General features: G+C 63.6%; 17 protein-coding genes. 9 read left to right on the top strand and 8 right to left on the bottom strand.

The genetic code is table 11. The annotated features are described in order from the left end of the window. Positions 1-285 precede the first annotated feature (285 nt). Positions 286-3,165: a ribonucleoside-diphosphate reductase subunit alpha gene (locus AC5O5I_RS21960; protein WP_494511549.1), complete on the bottom strand. Its 2,880-nt coding sequence runs from the start codon at positions 3,163-3,165 to the stop codon at positions 286-288. 180 nt (positions 3,166-3,345) lie between these two features. Continuing rightward, positions 3,346-3,546 (bottom strand): hypothetical protein, encoded by a 201-nt coding sequence (locus AC5O5I_RS21955; protein WP_172219725.1) that lies wholly within the window; start codon positions 3,544-3,546, stop codon positions 3,346-3,348. 351 nt (positions 3,547-3,897) lie between these two features. On the opposite strand from AC5O5I_RS21955, the gene AC5O5I_RS21950 reads away from it, so the two are divergent. Both AC5O5I_RS21950 and AC5O5I_RS21945 read left to right on the top strand, forming a co-directional pair. Further along, on the top strand, positions 3,898-4,596 hold the full coding sequence (locus tag AC5O5I_RS21950; RefSeq protein WP_172219722.1) for a response regulator: 699 nt from the start codon (positions 3,898-3,900) through the stop codon (positions 4,594-4,596). Next, complete coding sequence (locus AC5O5I_RS21945; protein WP_172219720.1) at positions 4,593-6,200, top strand: ATP-binding protein; 1,608 nt, start codon at positions 4,593-4,595, stop codon at positions 6,198-6,200. Before AC5O5I_RS21950 ends, AC5O5I_RS21945 begins: the two co-directional genes overlap by 4 nt. 3 nt (positions 6,201-6,203) lie before the next feature. Here the strand turns inward: AC5O5I_RS21945 and AC5O5I_RS21940 are convergent, their stop codons facing one another. Further along, entirely contained in the window at positions 6,204-6,905 is a 702-nt protein-coding gene (locus AC5O5I_RS21940; RefSeq protein WP_172219718.1) for a 4'-phosphopantetheinyl transferase family protein, read from the bottom strand. Between the two features lie 75 nt (positions 6,906-6,980). Continuing rightward, on the bottom strand, positions 6,981-7,772 hold the full coding sequence (locus AC5O5I_RS21935) for a dienelactone hydrolase family protein (protein WP_172219716.1): 792 nt from the start codon (positions 7,770-7,772) through the stop codon (positions 6,981-6,983). Positions 7,773-7,901: 129 nt separating this feature from the next. Here AC5O5I_RS21935 and AC5O5I_RS21930 point away from each other — a divergent pair, with 129 nt between their 5' ends. The 4 genes from AC5O5I_RS21930 to AC5O5I_RS21915 all read left to right on the top strand — a co-directional run bounded on the left by AC5O5I_RS21930 (position 7,902) and on the right by AC5O5I_RS21915 (position 12,325). Beyond that, entirely contained in the window at positions 7,902-8,507 is a 606-nt protein-coding gene (locus AC5O5I_RS21930; protein ID WP_172219714.1) for an outer membrane protein, read from the top strand. A gap of 83 nt (positions 8,508-8,590) precedes the next feature. After that, positions 8,591-9,268: a response regulator gene (locus AC5O5I_RS21925; protein WP_172219712.1), complete on the top strand. Its 678-nt coding sequence runs from the start codon at positions 8,591-8,593 to the stop codon at positions 9,266-9,268. Continuing rightward, positions 9,265-10,611 carry an ATP-binding protein gene (locus tag AC5O5I_RS21920; protein WP_172219710.1) on the top strand — a complete coding sequence of 449 codons (1,347 nt, stop codon included), beginning with the start codon at positions 9,265-9,267 and terminating at the stop codon, positions 10,609-10,611. Before AC5O5I_RS21925 ends, AC5O5I_RS21920 begins: the two co-directional genes overlap by 4 nt. A 391-nt stretch (positions 10,612-11,002) precedes the next feature. Beyond that, positions 11,003-12,325: a dicarboxylate/amino acid:cation symporter gene (locus AC5O5I_RS21915; RefSeq protein ID WP_172219708.1), complete on the top strand. Its 1,323-nt coding sequence runs from the start codon at positions 11,003-11,005 to the stop codon at positions 12,323-12,325. A gap of 66 nt (positions 12,326-12,391) precedes the next feature. Here the strand turns inward: AC5O5I_RS21915 and tsaA are convergent, their stop codons facing one another. From tsaA to AC5O5I_RS21895, 4 genes are all read right to left on the bottom strand, one after another. Continuing rightward, complete coding sequence (gene tsaA, locus AC5O5I_RS21910) at positions 12,392-13,084, bottom strand: tRNA (N6-threonylcarbamoyladenosine(37)-N6)-methyltransferase TrmO (RefSeq protein ID WP_494511548.1); 693 nt, start codon at positions 13,082-13,084, stop codon at positions 12,392-12,394. A gap of 6 nt (positions 13,085-13,090) precedes the next feature. Beyond that, positions 13,091-13,552 (bottom strand): YehS family protein, encoded by a 462-nt coding sequence (locus AC5O5I_RS21905; RefSeq protein WP_172219704.1) that lies wholly within the window; start codon positions 13,550-13,552, stop codon positions 13,091-13,093. A 49-nt stretch (positions 13,553-13,601) separates the two neighbouring features. Continuing rightward, positions 13,602-14,312, bottom strand: a complete 711-nt coding sequence (locus AC5O5I_RS21900; protein ID WP_172219702.1) for an rRNA pseudouridine synthase — start codon at positions 14,310-14,312, stop codon at positions 13,602-13,604. A gap of 77 nt (positions 14,313-14,389) precedes the next feature. Further along, entirely contained in the window at positions 14,390-14,842 is a 453-nt protein-coding gene (locus AC5O5I_RS21895) for a GNAT family N-acetyltransferase (protein ID WP_172219700.1), read from the bottom strand. A gap of 209 nt (positions 14,843-15,051) precedes the next feature. On the opposite strand from AC5O5I_RS21895, the gene AC5O5I_RS21890 reads away from it, so the two are divergent. The 3 genes from AC5O5I_RS21890 to AC5O5I_RS21880 all read left to right on the top strand — a co-directional run bounded on the left by AC5O5I_RS21890 (position 15,052) and on the right by AC5O5I_RS21880 (position 18,341). Next, positions 15,052-15,657 (top strand): hypothetical protein, encoded by a 606-nt coding sequence (locus tag AC5O5I_RS21890; protein WP_494511547.1) that lies wholly within the window; start codon positions 15,052-15,054, stop codon positions 15,655-15,657. Between the two features lie 147 nt (positions 15,658-15,804). Beyond that, positions 15,805-16,650, top strand: coding sequence for a DUF6502 family protein (locus AC5O5I_RS21885; protein WP_172219695.1), 846 nt, complete (start codon positions 15,805-15,807; stop codon positions 16,648-16,650). Beyond that, complete coding sequence (locus AC5O5I_RS21880) at positions 16,647-18,341, top strand: DUF5666 domain-containing protein (protein ID WP_494511546.1); 1,695 nt, start codon at positions 16,647-16,649, stop codon at positions 18,339-18,341. Before AC5O5I_RS21885 ends, AC5O5I_RS21880 begins: the two co-directional genes overlap by 4 nt. Positions 18,342-18,352: the final 11 nt, after the last annotated feature.

The following is an 18,352-nucleotide window of genomic DNA, read 5'->3' as shown; positions in this document are numbered from 1 at the left end:
AGCCGCAAAATGCGACAAGCACTACATGTTGTGCGTTTTAATTTTCACGGCACAGGATATGGTGTTTCCAAGATCTTTATAGGAGCGGCCTTGTGTCGCGAAAGGGCCGCAGGGTGGCCCCGGCGATTTCAGCCGCGAAGCTGAAACTTGGGGGGGGCACCGCACCCCATCCGCAGGGTTTCAACCGAGCTGCGGGAGCAGCGGCCAAGGCACGAGGTCTTTCCGTGACGCGGACACAAAAATGCCGCAAGGGGCACCCGTGGGCACCCCTTGCGGCACTAGGCCTTACTGGCAGGCTTCGCAGTCAGGCTCGTCGATCGCGCAGGCCTTCGGCACTGGCGCAGGGCCGGCTGCCTGGACCGGGGCGCTGTCGCCACCGCTGGAAACGGCGTTGAGCTTGCCGGTGTTGATGGTCGACTTCTCGGTGCTGGTCGCAGCCAGGGCACGGAGGTAGTAAGTGGTTTTCAGACCACGATACCAGGCCATGCGGTAGGTCACGTCGAGCTTCTTGCCCGAGGCACCGGCGATGTACAGGTTCAGCGACTGAGCCTGGTCGATCCACTTCTGGCGACGCGAGGCAGCATCGACGATCCACTTGGTCTCGACCTCGAACGCGGTGGCGTACAGGTCTTTCAGCTCTTGCGGGATACGCTCGATCTGCTGCACCGAACCGTCGTAGTACTTCAGGTCGTTGATCATCACCGAGTCCCACAGGCCGCGGGCCTTCAGGTCGCGGACCAGGTACGGGTTGATCACGGTGAATTCGCCCGACAGGTTCGATTTCACGTACAGGTTCTGGTAAGTCGGCTCGATCGACTGCGACACGCCGGTGATGTTGGCGATGGTCGCGGTTGGCGCGATGGCCATGATGTTCGAGTTACGAATACCTTTTTGCACGCGAGCACGCACGGGTGCCCAGTCCAGCGACTCGTTCAGATCGACGTCGATGTACTTCTGGCCACGGGCTTCGATCAGGATCTGTTGCGAGTCCAGTGGCAGGATGCCTTTGGACCATAGCGAACCCTGGAAGGTCTCGTAGGCGCCGCGCTCGTCGGCCAGGTCGCAAGAAGCCTGGATGGCGAAGTAGCTGACCGCCTCCATCGACTTGTCGGCGAACTCGACGGCAGCGTCGGAACCGTAGGCGATGTGCTGCAGGTACAGCGCGTCCTGGAAGCCCATGATGCCCAGGCCGACAGGGCGGTGCTTCATGTTCGAGTTGCGCGCTTGCGGCACCGAGTAGTAGTTGATGTCGATCACGTTGTCGAGCATGCGCACGGCGGTGTTCACGGTGCGTTGCAGCTTGGCGGTGTCCAGCTTGCCCTCAACGATGTGGTTCGGCAGGTTGATCGAGCCCAGGTTGCAGACCGCAATCTCGTCCTTGTTGGTGTTCAAGGTGATCTCGGTGCACAGGTTGGAGCTGTGAACCACGCCCACGTGCTGCTGCGGCGAACGCAGGTTGCACGGGTCCTTGAAGGTCAGCCACGGGTGGCCGGTCTCGAACAGCATCGACAGCATCTTGCGCCACAGGTCTTTGGCCTGGATGGTCTTGAACACCTTGATCTTGTTGTACTCGGTCAGGGCTTCGTAGTACTCGTAACGCTCTTCGAAGGCCTTGCCGGTCAGGTCGTGCAGGTCTGGCACTTCCGATGGCGAGAACAGGGTCCACTTGCCGTCATCGAAGACACGCTTCATGAACAGGTCAGGGATCCAGTTGGCGGTGTTCATGTCGTGAGTACGACGACGGTCATCACCGGTGTTCTTGCGCAGCTCGATGAATTCTTCGATGTCCAGGTGCCAGGTTTCCAGGTAGGCACAGACAGCGCCCTTGCGCTTGCCACCCTGGTTTACGGCAACGGCGGTGTCGTTGACTACTTTCAGGAACGGCACGACACCCTGGGATTTACCGTTGGTGCCCTTGATGTAGGAGCCCAGTGCGCGCACCGGGGTCCAGTCGTTGCCCAGGCCACCGGCGAATTTCGACAGCATGGCGTTGTCGTGGATCGCGTGGTAGATGCCTGACAGGTCGTCCGGCACGGTGGTCAGGTAGCAGCTGGACAGCTGCGGGCGCAGGGTGCCGGCGTTGAACAGGGTCGGGGTCGAGGCCATGTAGTCGAACGACGACAACAGGTTGTAGAACTCGATCGCACGGTCTTCCTTGTCTTTCTCTTCCAGCGCCAGGCCCATGGCCACACGCATGAAGAACACCTGCGGCAGTTCGAAGCGCACGCCGTCCTTGTGGATGAAGTAGCGGTCGTACAGGGTCTGCAGGCCCAGGTAGGTGAACTGCTGGTCACGCTCGTGGTTGATCGCCTTGCCCATTTTTTCCAGGTCGAAGTCGGCCAGGGCAGGGTTGAGCAGTTCGAACTCGATACCTTTGGCCACGTAGGCCGGCAGGGCCTTGGCGTACAGGTCGGCCATCTCGTGGTGGGTGGCGCTTTCGGCCACCTCGAGGAAGCCCAGGCCTTCGGCGCGCAGGGTGTCCATCAGCAGGCGGGCGGTGACGAACGAGTAGTTCGGCTCGCGCTCGACCAGGGTACGGGCGGTCATCACCAGGGCGGTGTTGACGTCCTTGATGGCCACGCCGTCGTACAGGTTCTTCAGGGTTTCGCGCTGGATCAGCTCGCCGTCCACTTCGGCCAGGCCTTCGCAGGCTTCGCTGATGATGGTGTTCAGGCGGGCCATGTCGAGCGGCGCCAGGCTGCCATTGGCCAGGGTGATGCGGATGCTTGGGTGCGGCTCGACCACAGCGTCGGTGTGGGCGCGGGTGGCACGCTCTTTGGCGCGCTGGTCGCGGTAGATCACGTAGTCGCGGGCGACTTTCTGTTCGCCGGCGCGCATCAGGGCCAGTTCGACCTGGTCCTGGATTTCTTCGATGTGGATGGTGCCACCCGATGGCATGCGACGCTTGAACGTGGCGGTGACCTGCTCGGTCAGGCGCGCGACGGTGTCGTGGATGCGCGACGAAGCGGCGGCGGTGCCGCCTTCAACTGCGAGGAACGCCTTGGTGATGGCCACGGTGATCTTGTCGTCGGTGTAGGCGACGACAGTGCCGTTACGCTTGATCACGCGCAGTTGGCCGGGGGCGGTGGCGGCCAGATCCTGGTTGGAATCGGCGGCCTGCGGCACCTTGGCCTGCGGGTTCTCGCGAGTTGTGTCGGTTTGCATGGGTGGGTGTCTCCACAGTTTCTATATTGATCAGGCGCCTTTTGGGCGCCCACCGTTCCGTCCACTTGCTCGATGGCCCGGCGGGGATGCGCAATGCATGCGCATCCGCCCGCGCGGGCGTACCGACTTCGGGACAGACTCAGGAATAAGGGGCAATGGCTTGCCGCTCCCTGGCCGAAGTCAAAGGTTTTGGGCTGGGCCCAAAAACTGCTGTTCAGTTTGCCGCTGGAGCGGTTTGGCTGTTGGAATCGCGCCAAGTTCAGCCAGAAAAAGCGCTTGAATTTCCGCGCTGACTTGTGTTTGCGACTCAGGGCTAAACCCAACATATAGTGGTTTGCCGCGTTCGGCATACAAGATAATGCGGTCTTGGCGTCTTTGCAAGGCGAGCGCCTGTGGATAACGTGTGGGTAGATTGTGGGTGAAAGGTGGGTATTCGCTGTAGGCCTTGTGCCAAGTGGTTTGCAGTATTTTTCTGCGCCACACTGCCCCAGTGCAGTTTTTTTCGGGGGCGCACCCTACCACAAAAAACGGTTCAGTCGGGGGAGAGCCGGGAGGTTGGCAGTACCCGGGGGTGGACGTAGTATCCGCGGGCAATATTGCCTTTTGGTTAAAGGGTTATGCTCCCTGCACAGGCCTCTTCGCAGCACAAGGAGAGCGCGACACCTTGAGCAGCCTTGTGCTGCGAAGCGGCCGGCACAGGCAACAGAACAACAACAAGCAAAGGCACAAGCCATGGACCACCCCGTACCCCGCATCCTGATTGTGGAAGACGACCAGCGCCTGGCCGAGCTCACCGCCGAATACCTGCAGGCCAACGGCTTCGAGGTTGCGGTGGAAGGCGATGGCGCCCGCGCCGCGCGGCGCATCGTCGACAGCCAGCCCGACCTGGTCGTCCTCGACCTGATGCTGCCCGGTGAGGACGGCCTGAGCATCTGTCGCCGGGTACGCAGCCAGTACCCCGGTCCGATCCTGATGCTCACCGCGCGCAGCGACGAGCTCGATCAGGTCCAGGGTCTGGACCTGGGCGCCGACGACTACGTCTGCAAACCGGTGCGCCCGCGCCTGCTGCTGGCGCGCATTCAAGCCCTGCTGCGCCGCACCGAAGCCCCGGACGGCAAGCGCCAGGACCTTGCATTCGGCGCGCTGCGCATCGACAACCGGCTGCGCGAGGCCCGCCTGGGCGAGCAACTGATCGAGCTGACCGGCGCCGAATTCGACCTGCTCTGGTTACTGGCCAGCAACGCCGGCCGGGTGCTGACGCGCGAGCAGATCTTCACCGCGCTGCGCGGCGTTGGCTACGACGGCCAGGACCGCTCCATTGACATACGCATTTCCAAAATTCGCCCCAAGATCGGCGATGACCCACTGCAGCCCCGGTTGATCAAGACCTTGCGCAGCAAGGGCTACCTGTTCGTCGGCGAGGCGCCATGAACAACTCGATCTTCCTGCGCATTTACGGGGGCATGCTGGCCGTACTGGTGCTGGTGGCCCTGCTCGGCGTGCTCAGCCTGCACCTGGTCAACGAAGTGCGCGCCGCCCAGCACCGCGAAGGCCTGGCCCAGGGCACGTTCAGCCTGATGGCCGATAACCTGGCAGTGCAGAACGACACCGAGCGCAAACGCTCGTTGCTGATCTGGGAGCGCCTGCTCGGGGTGCCGCTGACCCTGCAGCCCATGGCTGCGCGCCGCTTCGACGGCGGCCAGCGGGCACGTCTGTACCGTGGCCTGGTAGTGGTCGAGAAGACGGGCCCGCACGCTGTGCAGATACTGCGCAGGGTCGGCCAGCAAGACCTGTTGCTGGTGGCCCAGGTCAAACAGGTCAGCGAACAGCTGGCGCGGGCCACCCTTTACCTGTTGGCGGACGAACTGGTGCGCTACCCGGTTACCGAGCAGCAACAGCGCCTGGAACAGCTCAAGCGTGACAAGGGCTTTGGCTTCGGCGTGGCGCTGCAGCGTATTGAACGGGTGAGCCTGGACGATGACCAGCGACGCCGGGTGGAGGAGGGCGACACGGTGATGGCGCTGGGCAAGGATGGCGATTCGATCCGGGTGTTTTCCGGGCTCGCCGGTTCGCCCTGGGTGCTGGAAATCGGCCCGCTTTACCAACTGAACCCTTATCCCCCCCAGTTGCTGATCCTGATCGCCTTTCTTGGCCTGTGCCTGATCGGCCTGGTGGTGTACCTGCTGGTCCGCCAGCTGGAGCGGCGCGTGTCGGGCCTGGAAATTGCCGCCAGCCGCATCGCCCAGGGCAGCCTGGACACCCGCGTGCCGGCCGGCGACGCCGACTCGGTGGGGCGCCTGGCTGCGGCCTTCAATGGCATGGCCGAGCACCTGCAGCGCTCGCTGAGCATGCAGCGTGAGCTGGTGCGGGCGGTGTCCCACGAGTTGCGCACACCCGTGGCGCGCCTGCGTTTTGGCCTGGAGATGATCGAAACCGCCAGTACCGAGCAAGCCCGCGCCAAGCATCTGGCGGGCATGGACGGGGATATCCAGGACCTCGACAAGCTGGTCGACGAAATGCTGACCTACGCCCGCCTGGAGCAGGGGGCGCCGGCGCTGAAGTTCCAGCGGGTCGACCTGGATGCCATGCTCGACCGGGTCATCGAGGAGTTGTCACCGCTGCGCGCCGAAGTGCGGGTGCTGCGTGGCGACTGCCAGGGCGCGGATACCGATGGCGCCTGGGTCGAGGCCGAGCCACGGTACCTGCACCGGGCCCTGCAGAACCTGGTCGGCAATGCGTTGCGCCATGCCGAGTCCGAAGTACGCCTGAGCTACCAGCTGGGTCAGCAGCGCTGCCGCATCGATGTGGAGGATGACGGCCCCGGGATCCCCGAGGGTGTCTGGGATCGCATTTTCACGCCGTTTACCCGACTCGACGACAGCCGCACCCGGGCCTCGGGCGGGCATGGGCTGGGCTTGTCGATCGTACGGCGAATCATTTACTGGCATGCCGGCCGGGCGACGGTGGGGCGCAGCGAAGGGCTGGGCGGCGCCTGCTTCAGCCTGAACTGGCCACGCCAGCAAGCGCCGCTCTGAAGGTCACACGCTGACCAGGCTGAGCAAGTGGCCGTCCTGCAGGCAGAACTGGCCCTGCACCTCTGCGCCGTGCTGCCATTGTGGTGACAGGTTGGTGAGCAGCCGCAGGCGCGCCATGCCTTCAGCGGACCAGTCCAGCACTTCGGCGTGCTCGAAATAGAAACGCTGGCGGGTCAGCGGGTAGAGGGCCTTGAACAGGCTTTCCTTCAGCGAGAAGGTCAAGGTCACCGTCAGGCCAAGCTGGCGGCGGTCCAGGCGCCCCTGCTCGGCCGGGGTGAGAATTTCGCCCATCAACCGTTCGGCGCGCTGGTCGTCCAGCAAGGTTTCCTGGTCCAGACCCAGGCCCTGGCAACTGCTCTCGGCGGCCACCACGGCGGCGGCCCAGCCTTTGCCGTGGGTGATCGAGCCGCGGATCCCGGCAGGCCAGATGGGTGAGCGGTCCTCATGGGTGCCGGGCACATAGTCGCGGCCGTCCAGGTGCTGGAGTGCGGCCCGGGCGCAGACACGGCCGGCCAGGTACTCGGCCTGGCGCTTGGCCACCGAGCGTTGCAGGCTGGCGCTTGGCACCACGCCGGCGCGCTGGAAGTCGTCGGTGGCCAGGTGGGCGGGGTCGAAGGCGCAGCTGACCAGTACCGCGCCAGGCAGTGGGCGGGGCAGGGGCCAGTGGTGCCGGAGCGGGGCGCAGCAGGCGGGGAGTGTGTTCATGGGGGGTATTGTGCCAGCCGAAGCGGCGATGTGGGAGGTGCGTATCCGGGGGCCGCAGAGCGGCCCCGGCAATACCTATTTGAAAACCTTCTTGAAGAACGCCTGCATATCCGCCCAGGAGCTCTCGTCCGCGGCCTTGTTGTAACCAATGTCCGGACCGCCGTGCTCGCCGTGGCTCAGCCGGTCGGCATCCGGGTTGGTAAAGCCATGCTTGGCCCCTTCGATACTGACGAACTGGTAATTGACCTTGGCCGCATCCATTTCGGCCTTGAACGCCTCCACCTGCTGAGGTGTGACCATGCTGTCCGCCGCCCCGTGCTCGACCAGGATATCTGCCCGCACAACGCCCGGCTTGGCCGGTGTCTGGGTGGCCAGCGCGCCATGGAAGCTCACCACGCCGTCCAGCTTCTCTCCCCGGCGTGCGGCATCCAGTACCACCTTGCCGCCGAAGCAATAACCCACGGCGCCCAGTTGATGCTTGTTGGTGTTCGGTTGCAGCCTTAACAGTTCAAGGCCGGCATCGAAACGCTGCGCCGCAGCTTTCGGGTCTTTCAGCGCTGCCGCCATGAACGCCTGGGCGTCCTGCGGGTGCTCGGTCTGCTTGCCGTCGCCATACATGTCGATGGCCAGCGCGTTGTAGCCCAGCCCCGCCAGGTCGCGAGCCCGGCGCTTGGCGTAGTCGTTCAGCCCCCACCATTCATGCACCACGACAATGCCGGGGCGCTTGCCCTCGACAGCGTCGTCGTAAGCGTAGTAGCCGACCAGGCGGTTGCCGTCGGCGTCCTGGTAGGGGATCTCGCGGGTTTGTACCGCCGCGTGGGCTAAGGCGGCGCTGCACATCAGGGTCACGGCCAGCAGGGCGCGCATGGTTACTACTCCTTGGTTTGCAATCGGATCGTTCAGCCGGGGTTCAGCCAGGGTTCAGTCGCGGTTCAGGGTGCCCTGCTTACTCTAGCTTCCAGACCGAAACAGCGCACTCAACTGGAGTAACCCGCCATGAAAACCTTCAACACCCTGCTTGCCGCCATGGCCGTCTGCGCCGCTGGCATCACCACTGCCCAGGCCGCCGACGACAATTTCGCCAGCCTTACCTACGGCCAGACCAGCGACAAGGTTCGCAAGTCCGGCCTGCTGCAGCGCAACACCGATCACCTCAATACCGACGGCATCATCGGCAAGGATGACACCTGGGGTGTACGCGTGGGCAAGATCAATGACCAGGGCCGCTACTACATGACCTACGACAACGTGTCGGGCGACCACAGCGGCCTCAAGCTGCGCCAGGAAAACCTGCTGGGCAGCTATGACCTGTTCCTGCCGGTGGGCGATACCACCAAACTGTTCGGCGGTGGCACCCTGGGCATGACCAAACTGTCCCAGGAGTCGTCAGGTGCCAGCCGCGATACCGACTACGGTTATGCCTACGGCCTGCAGGCTGGCGTGATCCAGGACATCACCGACAAGGCCTCGGTCGAACTGGGCTACCGTTACCTGCGCACCAACGCCGCGACCGAAGTGGGCGAGCATGGCGGGCCCAAAGCCGGCACCCTGCGCCTGACCAGCAGTGCGCAGACCTACCTGGCCGCCAGTTACAAGTTCTGACAGGCGAGCCGGGTTATCCTGTACCGGCCCTTGCGCATGTAGCGAAAGGGCCGGTACAGGCAACACACATCAAGGAGCTGCACATGAAACTGCTGGTGGTCGAGGACGAAGCCCTGCTTCGCCATCACCTCTACACCCGTCTGGGCGAAAGCGGCCATGTGGTCGAGGCCGTCGAAGATGCGGAAGAAGCGCTGTACCAGGCCGGGCAATTCCACTTCGACCTGGCCATCATCGACCTGGGCCTGCCCGGCATCAGCGGCCTGGAGCTGATCACACGCCTGCGCAGCCAGGACAAGACCTTCCCCATTCTTATCCTCACCGCCCGTGGCAACTGGCAGGACAAGGTCGAGGGTCTGGCCGCCGGTGCCGACGACTACCTGGTCAAACCCTTCCAGTTCGAGGAGCTCGAAGCGCGGTTGAACGCCCTGTTGCGCCGCTCCAGCGGCTTCACCCAGTCGACCATCGCCGCCGGCCCGCTGGTGCTCGACCTCAACCGCAAACAGGCCACCCTGGACGAACAGCCGCTGGCCCTGACCGCGTACGAATACCGCATCCTCGAATACCTCATGCGCCATCACCAGCAGGTGGTCGCCAAGGACCGCTTGATGGAGCAGTTGTACCCGGGTGACGAAGAACGCGACCCCAATGTCATCGAAGTGCTGGTCGGCCGCCTGCGGCGCAAGCTTGAAGGCGAGCACGGTTTCAAGCCCATCGACACGGTGCGCGGCCTGGGCTACCTGTTTACCGAGCGCTGCCGTTGATCCGCTCGCTGCGGGTACGCCTGATGCTGGCTGCGGCAGTGCTGGCGCTGTTGTTCATGCTGGCGCTGCTACCGGCTTTGCAGAAAGCCTTCAGCCTGGCCCTGCAGGAGTCGATCGAGCAGCGCCTGGCATCGGATGTGACCACGCTGATTTCCGCCGCGCGTATCGAGCATGGCCAGTTGCAAATGCCCGAGCTGCTGCCGGACGAGCGCTACAACCTGCCGTACACCGGCTTGCTCGGTTATATCTTCGACCGCGACGGCAAGCTGGTCTGGCAGTCACGCGCCACCGCTGACCGGCACATCAACTACCGCCCGCGGTATGACGGGCGCGGCAACGAATTTGCCCGCATTCACCAGGCCGATGGCGAAGAGTTCTTCGTCTACGACGTCGAGATCAAGCTGCTGGGTGGCCAGAGCGCTGCCTACAGCATCGTCGCCCTGCAGCCGCTGAGCGAGTACAAGGCCACCCTCAACGGCCTGCGCGAAAAGCTCTACCTGGGCTTCGGCGCTGCCTTGCTGGCGCTCATGGTATTGCTGTGGGCTGGCCTGACCTGGGGCCTGCGCTCGTTGCGCCGGCTCAGCCACGAGCTGGATGAAGTGGAGGCGGGCGCGCGCGATGGCCTGAGCGCCGAGCACCCCCGCGAGCTGCTGCGCCTGACCCGTTCGCTCAACCGCCTGTTGCACAGTGAACGAGAGCAGCGCACGCGCTACCGCGACTCGCTGGATGACCTGGCGCACAGCCTGAAGACGCCGCTGGCGGTGCTGCAAGGCGTGGGAGAAAGCCTGCAGCAGCGCAGCGGTGAGCGCGAGCAGGCGCGGGTGCTGCAAAGCCAGATCGAGCGCATGAGCCAGCAGATCGACTATCAGCTGCAGCGCGCCAGCCTGCGCAAGAGTGGCCTGGTGCGGCACAGCGTGCTGCTGCGCCCGTTGCTCGACAGCCTGTGCAGCACGTTGGCCAAGGTGTACCGGGACAAGCAGGTGAGCGTGGCCCTGGAGTTACCCGATGAAGCACAGGTGCCAATGGAACAGGGTGCCTTGCTGGAAATGCTCGGTAACCTGCTGGAAAACGCCTACCGCCTCAGCCTGGGCCAGGTGCGGGTGAGCCTGGTGCATGCGCCCGGGCAGTTGACACTGTGCATCGAAGACGATGGGCCAGGGGTGCCTGCCGATCAGCGTCAGCGCATTCTCGAACGCGGTGAGCGGCTGGACAGCCAGCACCCGGGGCAGGGGATCGGGCTGGCGGTGGTCAAGGATATTGTCGACAGCTACGACGCAGAGCTGAGCCTGGGCGATTCGCCTCTGGGCGGTGCGGCGTTCAGGATTACCTTCAATCTGGAATGATTCCTGGCCTGTGCCGGATCGCACTGCCCCTGAGCCTTCACACTACCTGTGGGAGCGGCGGTGCGGCGATCCGATTCACCCGCGAAGAGGCCGGCACAGGAACCGTCATGGGCGGATTCCCGCCACACTCCCTGTACAAAACCCGCCACCGGGCGGAAATCCGCCAGCCTTCTTCAGGCAATCGCCCCGTCATCGGGCAGCTTTTCCTCGTAAACATGGCCCTTGCACCCTTCATGGGCATTTTGGCACCACCCTTGCTATTGATCCTTGCAGAGGCCTGCCCAGGCAGCTCGAACACAACGACAAATCCCTCCAGGTGCAGGAGGGTTAGCGATTCAGGTGCCCCATCACCCTGGGAAGGGTGAACCGGCACACTTGAGGAAAATTAGCCATGACGACACGTCAGCCGCTGTACAAATCCCTGTATGTCCAGGTGTTGGTCGCCATCACCATCGGTATCCTGCTCGGCCACTACTACCCGGAAACGGGCGTTGCCCTCAAACCCTTGGGTGATGGCTTCGTCAAACTGATCAAGATGGTCATCGCCCCGATCATCTTCTGCACTGTGGTCAGCGGCATCGCCGGCATGCAGAGCATGAAATCGGTCGGCAAGACCGGCGGCTACGCGTTGTTGTACTTTGAAGTGGTTTCCACCATCGCCCTGATCATCGGCCTCGTCGTCGTCAACGTGGTCAAGCCGGGCGCTGGCATGCACATCGACGTCAGCACCCTGAACGCCAGCAGCGTGGCTGCCTACGCCGCTGCCGGCGCGCAGCAGACCACCATCGGCTTCCTGCTCAACGTCATCCCCAACACCGTGGTGGGTGCGTTCGCCAATGGCGACATCCTGCAAGTGCTGATGTTCTCGGTGCTGTTCGGCTTCGCCCTGCACCGCCTGGGCAGCTACGGCAAGCCGCTGCTGGACATGATCGACCGCTTCGCCCATGTCATGTTCAACATCATCAACATGATCATGAAGCTGGCCCCGATCGGCGCCATGGGTGCCATGGCCTTCACCATCGGCCAATACGGCGTTGGCTCGCTGGTGCAGCTGGGCTACCTGATGGCCTGCTTCTACATCACCTGCCTGCTGTTCGTGCTGGTGGTGCTGGGCGGTATCTGCCGCGCCCACGGTTTCAGCGTGCTCAAGCTGATCCGCTACATCCGCGAAGAACTGCTGATCGTGCTGGGGACGTCCTCGTCGGAATCGGCCCTGCCACGCATGCTGGCCAAGATGGAACGCCTGGGTGCCAAGAAGTCGGTGGTTGGCCTGGTGATCCCAACCGGTTACTCGTTCAATCTGGACGGCACCTCGATCTACCTGACCATGGCTGCGGTGTTCATTGCCCAGGCGACCGACACCACCATGGACATCACTCACCAGATCACCCTGTTGCTGGTGCTGCTGGTGGCGTCCAAAGGTGCTGCCGGCGTTACCGGTTCGGGCTTCATCGTCCTCGCCGCTACCCTCTCGGCGGTTGGGCACCTGCCGGTTGCCGGCCTGGCGCTGATCCTCGGCATCGACCGCTTCATGTCCGAAGCCCGTGCCTTGACCAACCTGGTGGGCAACGCGGTTGCCACCGTGGTGGTGGCCAAGTGGGTCAACGAAATGGACAACGACAAGCTGGCATCGGAGCTGGCCTCCGGTGGTGCGCCGCTGCTCGATACCCGTCCGACCGACGACCTGGGCGTGGCGGAAGGCCCGGCTCGCTGATCGCGGCTCCGTGAACTGAAAAAGGCGACCTCCGGGTCGCCTTTTTCGTGGTTGATGGTTGGGTTTTCAGGCCCGCACCACCTCCAGCACCCGGATCACCTCCGGCTGCGGGTAATGCCACCTTACCTGCACATCCCAGAACTTTACCCCATACACCCGCTCCGCCGGCGGTACCTGGTAGGCCGGCCGTGGGTCTTGAGCCAGGCATTGCTCGATCAGCTCCACCAAGGGCTCATCGAGGCGCAGCGCATGCTCGCGGGCCTGGGGCAGGGCGCCGTCGGCCCACTGCACGGCAATTGCGGCGGGCGCCTGGCTGGCCATCTGGTTGCTGGCGCCCGTGACGCTGTCGGCGTAGGGCACATAGGGCTTGATGTCGAGCACCGGCGTGCCGTCGAGCAGGTCGATCCCGGACAGCAGCAGCCGCCCGGGCTCCACGCCCTCCAGGCGCACCACCGACTGGCCGATACCGTTGGGCCGGTGGGTGGCGCGGGTGGCGAACACCCCCATGCTCTTGTTACCGCCCAGGCGCGGGGGGCGCACCTTCAGGCGTGGCTTGTCCTCCAAGGCCTGGTGGAACAGGAACAGCAGCCAGACATGGCTGACCTGCTCCAGGCCCTGCACCGCATCACCCTGGTCGAACGGCGGCAGCAGTTCCAGCACGCCGCGGGCGGCGGGCGCCAGTTGGGGCTGGCGCGGGATGGCGAACTTCTCCTTGAAGCAGGAGTGAACGATGCCGACCGGGGTAACCGTGTGCTGCATGGCCAATCAGCCGCGCACGCGCAAGGTCAGGCCCTTGAGGAAGTTGCGCAGCAACTGGTCGCCGCACGGGCGGTAGTTGTCATGACCAGACTTGCGGAACAGCGCGCTGAGCTCTGGTTTGCTTACCGGGAAGTTGACCGATTTGAGAATCACGTGCAGGTCGTCTTCCTTGAGCTCGAAGGCCACCCGCAGCTTCTTCAGGATGAGGTTGTTGGTCACCGGCAGCTCGATCGGCTGCGGCGGGCGACTGTCATCCTTGCCGCGGCGGTAGATCACCAGGCCATCGAGAAAGTGCGCCATCACCCGTTCCGGGCAGCGCTCGAAGCCTTCCTCTTCTTCTTTCTTCAGGTAGGTGGCCAGCACCGGAGGCTGCACTTCGAGGCCGGAAAGCTTGATGATTTCGGCCATCTTGGCGTCATTCACCTTGAGCATGTAGCGCAGGCTGCGCAGGACATCGTTGTGGTTCATTGCTGCAGAATCCTGTTCAGGTGCCGCACTGTCCAGTGCGGCGTATCACTTAAAAACGTTCGGTAGCGGCCACGTAGCGCCACTGGCCCAGGGGCAGCTTGCCCATGGACACGCCACCCAGGCGAATGCGGCGCATGCCCAGCAGCTCCAGGCGCAGGTAGGCGCACAGTTCGGAGATCTGCCCGGGTTGCGGGTTTTTCAGCACCATGCGCAGGTGGGTTTCGTTCTGCCAGCTGGCCTTGGCCTTTGGCAGTTCGCGGTCGTTGCGCATGGCCCCGCGCGCCAGGCGCTCCAGTGCCTGGGGTGTGGTTTCGCCGCGTACCTCGACAATGAATTCCTGCTCCAGGCGGCGCAGGTCGGTCTCGATCTTGCGGGTTACCCGCCAGTCCTGGCTGAACACCTGCAGGCCGCTGGCGCCACGTTCCAGGGGGGCGACACAAACCTGACGGGTAAAATGCCCATGCAAGGCACGCACACCTTCACGGTGGGCTTCGCTCAAGGTGGCCATGTTCATGCTGGCGCGGGCGCTTTCGATGTCCACGCCGACTGCCTGGTTCAGCAGCAGGGTCACCGGTTCCAGGGTTTCGGCGCGGGCGCCTGGCAGCAGTTCGACGCGCTGCTGCTCGACCTTGAACTGTGGCTGCTCGACCACCACGCCATCGACGGTGACCCAGCCGCCTTCGATATACATCTCGGCCTCGCGGCGGGAACAGCCAAGCTGCTCGATGAGGCGTTTGGACAGACGGGTGGGTTCGGACATGACGGCAATTCGCAAAGGCAGGGAAAGGCCTGCATTGTACCTGCCCAAGCGGCAGAGGGGCTGGGAATCTGTGTCATTTACGCCATTTTGCGCAGCCGCATGTGCAGCAAAGGGTAGGGCTGCCCCAGGCCATCGGTCTCCGAGCGGCCAATCACCTCGAAGCCCTGGTGCAGGTAGAAGCCCAGGGCTTGCGGGTTTTGCTCGTTGACGTCCAGCCGCTCGCCGTTCAGCTCGTCGATTGCATAGCGCAGCAGGCGCTTGCCTACCCCTTTGCCACGGTATTCAGGTGCGACGAACAGCATATCCACCCGGCCGTTGGCGACCCCGGCGAAGCCGCAGATACGTTGCTGGTCCTTGCAGCAGATCAGCATCACCGCGTCGAGGTAGCGGCGCAATACCTGCTCGCGCAGCAAAACGATGTACCCCTCCGGCAGGAAATCGTGGGTGGCACGTACCGAGTCCTCCCAGACCTGTACCAATTCGCCGTAGTCCCGCAAGCGCGGGGTTTGCAGCGTCAATAGCGGTTGCATGCCAAGGCTCCTGCATCGAGATAACCACAACATAGCAGGCCCGCCGCCGGTCGGCTTGCCAGGGTGGCACTTGAACCTGAAGCGGGAGCGGTCTATTACTTACTCGTGGGAAAAAATCCCACGTATTGACTAAACCACCTTAAACAAGATCCCCGGCTGATTTGGCGTGTCTCGTGGCGACGATCTGGAGACGGAAAATGCAAATCCACATGCTATTCAAAAAGGCACTGTTGGCTGTAGCCGTTGCTGGCCTGCTGTCGACTTCCATCATGTTGGTCCCTGACTCGATTTCTCATGGCTCCTCTGCCTACGCCAAAGATGGTGGCGGTGGCGGTGGCGGTGGCGGTGGCGGCCACGGCGGTGGCGGAGGTGGCCACGGTGGTGGAAGTGGCGGCGGCGGCGGTGGTCACGGTGGCGGAAGTGGCGGCGGTGGCGGTGGTCACGGTGGCGGCGGTGGCGGCGGCCATGGTGGCGGAAGCGGTGGTGGTGGCCATGGTGGCGGAAGTGGCGGGGGTGGTGGCCACGGGGGGGGAAGCGGCAGTGGCGGTGGCCACGACGGTGGAAATGGCCATGCGGGCAACAGTGGCACGGGCCACGGCGACGCCGGCAACTCGAATTCCGGGCGCAGCGGTACCCATGCTGAAGCGGGTGATGACCATGGCAATCACGTTGGTGGTGAGCCCGGGGATGATCATGGTAATCATGTCGGTGGCGAGCCTGGCGATGATCACGGCAATCACGTTGGTGGCGAACCTGGTGATGATCACGGCAACCATGTGGGTGGCGAACCGGGTGATGACAACAGCAGGAGCTGAGTGGCTCTGAACTGTAGCCGCCTCACTCAGCACGAGTGCACTGAGCGCTGACAGTCATCCGGCGCCCCGCCCGGGGGTGCGACCACAGTTGGTGTGGGATGTTTTCCCGCGCCGTATACTGGGTTCATCTGTCAAGGAATGCGCTCAATGCAATCGCCCACCTTACCGCCTTCGATGTTAAGCGCACTGCGGCGTGTCATGCGCCCGCTGGTGCGCCTGATGCTGCGCAAAGGGGTGACCTACACGATGTTCGCCGACCTGCTCAAGGAGGTGTTCGTCGACGTGGCCCATCGCGAGTTTCGCCTCGACGACACCGCGCCAACCGACAGCCGTATCAGTCTGCTCACAGGTGTTCATCGCAAGGATGTCCGCCGGCTGCGCAGTGAAAGCAACACCTACCACGCGACCCTGCCTGAAAACATCACGCTTGGCGCACAACTGGTGAATCTCTGGACCACGAGCCCGCCGTTCTGCTCGGCACCTGGCCAGGCATTGGCGCTGCCGCGGCTGGCAAGTGTCGGCGGCGACTGTTCGTTCGATGCCCTGGTAGCCAAGGTCAGCACCGATATCCGCGGCCGGGTGGTGCTGGATGAATGGTTGCGTCTGGGCGTCGTCCGGCTGGATGAGCAGGATTGCGTGCACCTGCAAGCCCAGGCGTTCGTGCCACAGCAGGGCTTCGATGAAAAAGCCGCGTACTTCGGCCACAACCTGCATGACCATGCCTGCGCAGCGGTGCATAACCTTACTGACCAAACCCCGCCGTTTTTTGAACGTAGCGTGCACTACGACGCGCTCAGCCCTGACGGCGTCGCCCATTTACGTGATGTGGTCGCCAAGGATGGCATGCGGACGCTACTCGCTTTCAGCCGGCTGGCAGCAGAGCTGGAAAGCACTGATGAACCTGGCCCGGATCAACGTCAACGCATCACTGTCGGGCTTTATTTCTACACTGAAGCGACCGACCCCGATCCGTCCAAGACCCCACGCCCATGACTCTTCTCTCGCGCTGCTTCAGTGCCGTCACCTTTGCCCTGGTTTTCGGCTTGAACCTGGTGGCGCCTGCCCAGGTGGCCGCTGCGCCGGTGTGCGTCAGCCGCGAGGAAGTGGGCATGGGCGGTGCGGCAGGCTTGCAGTCCCCGGGTGGGGTGGGCGGTACCGGTGCGCGCAGTGAAAGCGGCGGTGTCGGCGGCACCGGCGCGCCACTTCCACACCGCCCCGGTGGTACAGGCGGGACCGGGGCGGTGGCCGAGGGTGTCGACGGTAGCTACCTCGAGCATGGCAGCGGTGGCGTAGGCGGTACCGGTGCCCCGATCCTGCGCCCGGGCGGCACCGGCGGTACCGGTATCGTCGGCACCATCACCGGTTTTGCCTCCATCTGCGTGAATGGCATGGAAGTGCACTATGGCAAGGATGTACCGGTGAGTGAAAACGGTGCGCCAGCCAGCACGGGTCACCTGGCAATCGGGCAGGTGGTGGCGGTGGAGGCGTTTGCCACCCAGCGCGGCTTGCAGGCTGGGCGCATCTCGATTCTCAACGCCTTCGAAGGGCCGCTGACGGCACTCCCGAGTGCTTCGGCCCCCCTGCGCGTCATGGGCCAACCTGTACGGCTTGCCGCAGGCGCGCGGGTGGCTGAAGGGCTGCGCCCGGGCGAGCCGGTCAGGGTCAGCGGCCTGCGTGACGCCAGTGGCAACGTGGTGGCTAGCCGTATCGAACGGGCCCCAGGGTTGAAAGAGGCCAGCGCCATCGGTGCGGTTGACCGTGCTGGTAGCCTGCAGGGCCTGAAACTGGGAACCCGTGTGGCGCCCGCGCGGGAAGTGCTGGTGCGCGGCCAGTGGACCGGGCGCCAGCTGGAAGTGGCGCAAACCCGCCCTGACCCGAGCCTGCCTTTTGCGGGCCGCGTGCAGCAGGCAGTGATCGAAGGGTTGGTGCAGCGCACGCAGGCGCGGCAGCTGGTGGTGGGTGGCATCAATGTGACGTTGGGGCAGGACACCGTGATTGTCGGCAAGCAGCCAGCCGCGCTGGCGCTCGATCAACGGGTGCGGGTGAGTGGGGTGCTCAACGGTACCCACGAATTGCGGGCAACCCGGGTGGAGTTCGACGACGACCGTGCCGCACACCCGGAAAAAGGGCATTCGGGGCGCAGCAGCGAGCACGGCAGCAGTGAGTCCGGAGGTTCCGGTAACAGTGGTCATGGCACCGGGGATGCAACAGGCGGTCGCAGTGAAACCAGGGATGATCACGGTGGGCGCGATGCTGTTGACGATGCGAGTGGGCATGGCAGCACTGAACGCGTGGACAAGTCTGGAAAGTCCGAACAACTCGATAACCTGGAGAAGGTCGAGAGCCGCAATAGTGGAAGTTCTGATCGGGTAGAAAAGGTCCAGATCGAAAAGGCCGAAAGACCCGAAAAGGTTGAGAAGGTTGAGAAGGTTGAAAAAGTAGAGAAGGTCGAAAAGCCTGAGAAGGTAGAGAAGGTAGAGAAGGTAGAGAAGGTAGAGAAGGTAGAGAAGGTAGAGAAGGTAGAGAAGGTAGAGAAGGTAGAGAAGGTAGAGAAGGTAGAGAAGGTAGAGAAGGTAGAGAAGGTAGAGAAAGTAGAGAAAGTAGAGAAAGTAGAAAAGGTGGAAAAGGTGGAAAAAGTCGAGAAGCCCGAAAAAACAGAGCATCCAGAGCGATCCGGGCGTTAGGCAACTAGGCT

This window comes from Pseudomonas sp. 9_2_1 (assembly GCF_059295275.1).
Note: the sequence above shows the minus strand (reverse complement) of the source record. Positions and strands in the feature narration are given on the sequence as shown.

Bases quoted from the DNA above. Each gene is read 5' to 3' on its own strand.
- AC5O5I_RS21960 (WP_494511549.1), bottom strand. From the start codon at position 3,165: ATGCAAACCGACACAACTCGCGAGAACCCGCAGGCCAAGGTGCCGCAG.
- AC5O5I_RS21950 (WP_172219722.1), top strand. From the start codon at position 3,898: ATGGACCACCCCGTACCCCGCATCCTGATTGTGGAAGACGACCAGCGC.
- AC5O5I_RS21945 (WP_172219720.1), top strand. From the start codon at position 4,593: ATGAACAACTCGATCTTCCTGCGCATTTACGGGGGCATGCTGGCCGTA.
- AC5O5I_RS21940 (WP_172219718.1), bottom strand. From the start codon at position 6,905: ATGAACACACTCCCCGCCTGCTGCGCCCCGCTCCGGCACCACTGGCCC.
- AC5O5I_RS21935 (WP_172219716.1), bottom strand. From the start codon at position 7,772: ATGCGCGCCCTGCTGGCCGTGACCCTGATGTGCAGCGCCGCCTTAGCC.
- AC5O5I_RS21930 (WP_172219714.1), top strand. From the start codon at position 7,902: ATGAAAACCTTCAACACCCTGCTTGCCGCCATGGCCGTCTGCGCCGCT.
- AC5O5I_RS21925 (WP_172219712.1), top strand. From the start codon at position 8,591: ATGAAACTGCTGGTGGTCGAGGACGAAGCCCTGCTTCGCCATCACCTC.
- AC5O5I_RS21915 (WP_172219708.1), top strand. From the start codon at position 11,003: ATGACGACACGTCAGCCGCTGTACAAATCCCTGTATGTCCAGGTGTTG.
- tsaA (WP_494511548.1), bottom strand. From the start codon at position 13,084: ATGCAGCACACGGTTACCCCGGTCGGCATCGTTCACTCCTGCTTCAAG.
- AC5O5I_RS21905 (WP_172219704.1), bottom strand. From the start codon at position 13,552: ATGAACCACAACGATGTCCTGCGCAGCCTGCGCTACATGCTCAAGGTG.
- AC5O5I_RS21900 (WP_172219702.1), bottom strand. From the start codon at position 14,312: ATGTCCGAACCCACCCGTCTGTCCAAACGCCTCATCGAGCAGCTTGGC.
- AC5O5I_RS21895 (WP_172219700.1), bottom strand. From the start codon at position 14,842: ATGCAACCGCTATTGACGCTGCAAACCCCGCGCTTGCGGGACTACGGC.
- AC5O5I_RS21890 (WP_494511547.1), top strand. From the start codon at position 15,052: ATGCTATTCAAAAAGGCACTGTTGGCTGTAGCCGTTGCTGGCCTGCTG.
- AC5O5I_RS21885 (WP_172219695.1), top strand. From the start codon at position 15,805: ATGCAATCGCCCACCTTACCGCCTTCGATGTTAAGCGCACTGCGGCGT.
- AC5O5I_RS21880 (WP_494511546.1), top strand. From the start codon at position 16,647: ATGACTCTTCTCTCGCGCTGCTTCAGTGCCGTCACCTTTGCCCTGGTT.